This is a genomic window from Arenibacter lacus (genome assembly GCF_008711145.1).
Taxonomy (GTDB): Bacteria; Bacteroidota; Bacteroidia; order Flavobacteriales; family Flavobacteriaceae; genus Arenibacter; species Arenibacter amylolyticus.
This window is the reverse complement of the sequence record NZ_VVIN01000113.1, coordinates 1-4,658: the sequence shown is the minus strand read 5'-3', so window position 1 is coordinate 4,658 and position 4,658 is coordinate 1. Positions and strand designations below refer to the sequence as shown.

Below are 4,658 nucleotides of genomic sequence, written 5' to 3'. Positions count from 1 at the left end.
GGGCGGACCATGTTTTTCGCATCTTTATTGTCCATTTTTAAAATTTGGTCCGTAAATACACCTGTGGCGTTGATGACCACTTTGGCAGGGAGAACGTACTCTTTGTTGGTTTCCTTGTCCATGGCAACTACTCCGTTTACAATACCTTCCCCATCTTTTGTGAGTTGTGTGACCTGAAAATGGTTTAATACGGTAGCACCTTTTTCTATACAGGTCTGGGCAATATTTACAGCTAGTCTGGAGTCGTCAAATTGACCATCGTGATAGAGCACGCCGCCTTTGAGTTTTTCTGGTTTAAGGGTGCCTATTCGGTCTAGGGTCTCCTTTCTATCAATAGGGATAGATTTCCCTAAGCTGAGCCTTCCCGCCAACAGGTCGTACACTTTTAGCCCAAGCGTGTAAAAGATGCCTCCCCACCACTTGTAATTGGGAATAATAAACGATTGGTTTTTTACCAAGTGGGGGGCATTTTGTAGCATCAACCCCCTTTCGTACAAGGCTTCCTTTACCAGGCCTAAATCGCCCTGCGCCAAATAACGAACCCCGCCATGCACTAATTTGGTACTCCTACTGGAAGTTCCTTTGGCATAATCTACCTGTTCCAGTAACAGCGTTCGGTATCCGCGAACGGCACTGTCCAAGGCAACGCCAAGACCCGTGGCTCCTCCGCCGATAATGAGGACATCCCATTTATCCGGGCTGTCTATTTGCTGCAATAATGCTTCTCTATTATATAAATTCACTTTCGATATATTTCAAAACTTTTCAATATTAATTAAAATTCCGATAAACCAAAACAAATTGATCGCTAAAAGAAAAATATCGAAGGTTTTTTCGATGAAATTCATTCCTTTTATGTATAAACCAATTAGGGGGGGGGAATCATATTCCTGATGCTTTGTTGTATTTTTGCCGTCCGAATTCATTTTTAGCTATATTTTGATATCTTCGTAAGGTTTCGTTTAAAGATGGAAGAAACAATTAATAGGAGAGCTTAAAATAATACCCGCGAATAACCTTAAGTCATGAAAAGACACCAAATTATATTGGAGAAATTAGCAAAGGAAAAGTATGTAGAGGTGTTGGACCTATGTAAAGTTCTAGGTGTTTCGGCCGTAACCATCAGAAAGGATTTAAAATTCCTAGAGGAAAAGGGGTTATTGTTCCGCACCCATGGTGGAGCCTCCTTGGAAGATCCTTATATCAATGATCGGCATGTTACCGAGAAGGAAAAAATATCGGTAGAGGAAAAAAAAGGGATTGCCCAAGCCGCTGCTTCCCTTATCGTGGAAAACGATTCTATTTTAATTGGGTCTGGGACTACCGTACAGGCATTGGCCAAGTTTTGTAAACCCATTGGGAAGTTAATGGTTATTACCTCTTCCTTGCATGTAGTGCTCGAACTCATAAAATTTAAGGATGTGGACGTGCTGCAACTCGGAGGCTATGTAAGGCATAGCTCTGCTTCGGTAGTGGGTAGCTACGCATTACATATCTTGGAAAACGTATCCTGTAGTAAGTTTTTTTTAGGAGTAGATGGGATCGATTTGGACTATGGGCTTACCACAACTAATTTAGAGGAGGCCCAATTGAACAGGAAGATGTTGTCTTCTGCACAAAAGACGATTGTCTTGGCCGATTCTTCAAAATTTGGAAAGAAGAGTTTTGCCAAAATTTGTAATATAGATCAAATAGATCAGATAATTACGGACAAGGGAGTTTCTACCAACGTGGTAGATAAACTGGAAGACATGGGCATTGTGGTGACTATCGTCTAAGACCTTATGGTGGGTATCTTGGCTGTGGGGCCGGTAACAATCAGTGGATTAACTAGTTCTAAGTGCCAAGGACCGCGATGGGCAGATAACTATAAAAATTACTACTTCCTTCTTAGTTTATCCCCTTATTAGTCCTAACTTTGTCGCCGAAATGGGGTGCTTGCTGTTTACAGTAGGCTGAGATGATACCCAAGAGCGTGTATGCGCTGTACCTGATCCGGATAATGCCGGCGTAGGGATCTCAACCTATGGATATTTATCCATAACTTCTCCTGGTTCATCGTCCCCTTTCATTGCTTAAAACGAGATTGATGAACGTAGACTTTTTAATGAATCTTACTCTATTGGAGGCCTTGGGCACCGGCTTTGGAATTACCCAGGTGCTGTTGGCCAGGAATAATAATGTGAATAACTACCTCTTTGGCATGGTATCCATTTTGCTAGGGATATACGTGCTTTATCACTCCAAATTGTATGCAGATATCCTGCTGAGCATGTATTATTTTGTGATGAGCATCTACGGTTGGGTGTATTGGAAGTTTGGAAAGCAGAAAGAAGCGGCTCCTATTTCGGCATCCACCATACAAGAACATCTAAAGGCACTGGGAATTGTCCTAGCTTGTTTTCTTCTAATGGCCTATTGGCTTAAGTACCATACCAATTCCGATGTTCCCATCTGGGACGCTGTAGTGGTAGCCTTCGCTTGGGCCGGGATGTGGCTAATGGCACGAAGAAAGCTCGAAAATTGGATTTACCTTAATATTAGTAATATAATCTCCATACCCCTGCTTTTTTATAAGGGGTTGTATATCTATGCGGGGCTAACCATCTTTTTATTCATGGTGGGTACTTCCGGATATTTGAAATGGCGCACAATTGTAAAGAATGAGAGAAAGGATCAATATCACCCAGCTAAGGAAGCAGTGCTTTAATGCCCATCAATTCCCAAAGGAGGTCTTAGATTTTATCGAAAGAGAGAATCTATGGAATATTTGGGTGCCAAAACAGTACGGTGGCCTGGAGATGTCCCTGGTAGAGGGATTAAAAACATTAAGGCTGCTGGCAGAGATCGATGGCAGTTTGGGGTGGACGGTAACCCTATGTAGTGGGGCTAACTTTTTTATTGGAAATCTTCCGCCAAAAGTGGCAAATGAAATCTTTGGCGGCCAGGCATCCCAAGTTTGTTTTGGAGGTAGTGGCGGGGTGTATGGAACAGCCGAAAAGCAGGGTGATTTCTATAAGATTTCGGGGAATTGGCATTACGCTACAGGAGCGGTCTACCTCACCCATTTTACCCTGAATGCCAAGATTATAGCGCATGGGAAAGAATTGCAGAATGACGATGGCTCCCCAATGGTCCGTTCCTTTTTGCTTCCCAGAAATAAGGTGAAACTTATTAAAAACTGGAATACCATGGGACTAAAGGCTTCGGTGACACATTCCTTTGAAGTGAAGGAGGTTCTGGTAGATCAAAAATATAGTTTTTGGTACAATCAAGTGCAGCTAGATTATCCCATATTTAAAATCCCTTTTACCGCATTGGCCGATCTAACACTTTTGGCTAATTATATAGGGATGGCAGCCCACTTTTTGGAGGAAGCCAAAGCAATACGGCCCCAAAAAGAGTGGGGTGCATTAGAGGAGGCCATAGAGCAGGCCGATGAAAAAATGTTCCAATCAGCCCAAGAGATAACAACTGCGATTGTAGATCAAATAATTTGCACAGATACCAGCCTTCAAGAAATTCACACCCAAGCGGTAGAGTCGGTACAGCTAATTACCAAAGCTATATTTAGAACCTATCCCTTTCTTGGGATTGCTGCAAGTAGGGAAAGTCATCCCATTAATCAAGTATTCCGCGATTATTTTACAGCCACACAGCATCATATATTTACTAAGGATAGGTGTGCCAAAGATGGGCTAGCAGCGTCGTAGTCTTATAGCCGCTGGTTTCCAATGTTTCCTGGGAACAGAGGTGCCCTATTTTTATGGGATTATCCAGATTGGGTAGTTTATTGGTAATTATAGAATTCTTTCGTAGGACCAGGTTTTTCTTGAAGGGTTGATAGATAATGTTTTAGGGGGTTGGGAGATGGATTCGCCTAGTTTTTAAGAAAACTATAACTACTTATTTTTCCACTTCAGGACTTATAATTTTATCTTGAGGTAAAAGTAAAATATAATGGAATTAAAAGGTAAAATAGCCTATATAACGGGCGGATCAAAAGGTATTGGGTACGGAGTGGCCCAAAAATTGTTACAAGCGGGAATGAAAGTTGCCGTGAGTGGTAGAAATTTAGAAACGGTAACCCAAGCAGCCAAGAGTTTAGGAGCAGAGGATAATGTACTTGCCTTGGCGTCCGATGTCACTAAATTGAAGGATGAGGAAAAGGCAGTGGCACAGATTGTTGATAAATGGGGAGGCGTAGACGTGGTACTCGCCAATGCGGGAGTAGGACATTTTGCGCCTATAGACCAAATGTCAGACGATCATTGGCACCAGATGATAGATACTAACCTAACGGGTGCCTTCCATACATTAAAAGCGTCTGTAGATGCATTAAAAAAGAGTAAGGGATACTATATCACCCTGGCCAGTTTGGCAGGGACCAACTTTTTTGCCCAAGGAGCTGGCTATAACGCCAGTAAATTTGGCGTTGTAGGTTTTACTCAAGCTGCAATGTTAGACCTAAGGGAATACGACATTAAGGTGTCTACCATTATGCCAGGTTCCGTAGCTACCCATTTTAACAATAATGAACCCTCTGATAAGGATGCATGGAAAATTCAACCAGAAGATATCGGGGATCTGGTATTGGATTTACTGCGGATGAACCCCAGAACCTTACCTAGTAAAATTGAGGTAAGACCCACAAGACC

Annotated in this window: 5 protein-coding genes; 4 read left to right on the top strand and 1 reads right to left on the bottom strand. The window is 42.3% G+C overall.

Annotated elements, in window-relative coordinates:
• A partial coding sequence (locus F1E73_RS16410) for a glycerol-3-phosphate dehydrogenase/oxidase (RefSeq protein WP_150452577.1) occupies positions 1 to 752 on the bottom strand: 752 nt, incomplete at its 3' end.
• 273 nt (positions 753 to 1,025) lie between these two features.
• Between F1E73_RS16410 and F1E73_RS16405 the strand changes: the two genes are divergently transcribed.
• The 4 genes from F1E73_RS16405 to F1E73_RS16390 form a co-directional block, all read left to right on the top strand.
• On the top strand, positions 1,026 to 1,778 hold the full coding sequence (locus tag F1E73_RS16405) for a DeoR/GlpR family DNA-binding transcription regulator (protein WP_086475690.1): 753 nt from the start codon (positions 1,026 to 1,028) through the stop codon (positions 1,776 to 1,778).
• A 311-nt stretch (positions 1,779 to 2,089) separates the two neighbouring features.
• Positions 2,090 to 2,710 (top strand): nicotinamide riboside transporter PnuC, encoded by a 621-nt coding sequence (pnuC, locus tag F1E73_RS16400; RefSeq protein WP_150452575.1) that lies wholly within the window; start codon positions 2,090 to 2,092, stop codon positions 2,708 to 2,710.
• Positions 2,664 to 3,713: an acyl-CoA dehydrogenase family protein gene (locus F1E73_RS16395; RefSeq protein ID WP_150452574.1), complete on the top strand. Its 1,050-nt coding sequence runs from the start codon at positions 2,664 to 2,666 to the stop codon at positions 3,711 to 3,713. The genes pnuC and F1E73_RS16395 overlap by 47 nt, the downstream gene beginning before the upstream one ends.
• A gap of 247 nt (positions 3,714 to 3,960) precedes the next feature.
• The coding region (locus F1E73_RS16390; protein WP_191089048.1) for an SDR family oxidoreductase at positions 3,961 to 4,658 on the top strand (698 nt) is incomplete at its 3' end.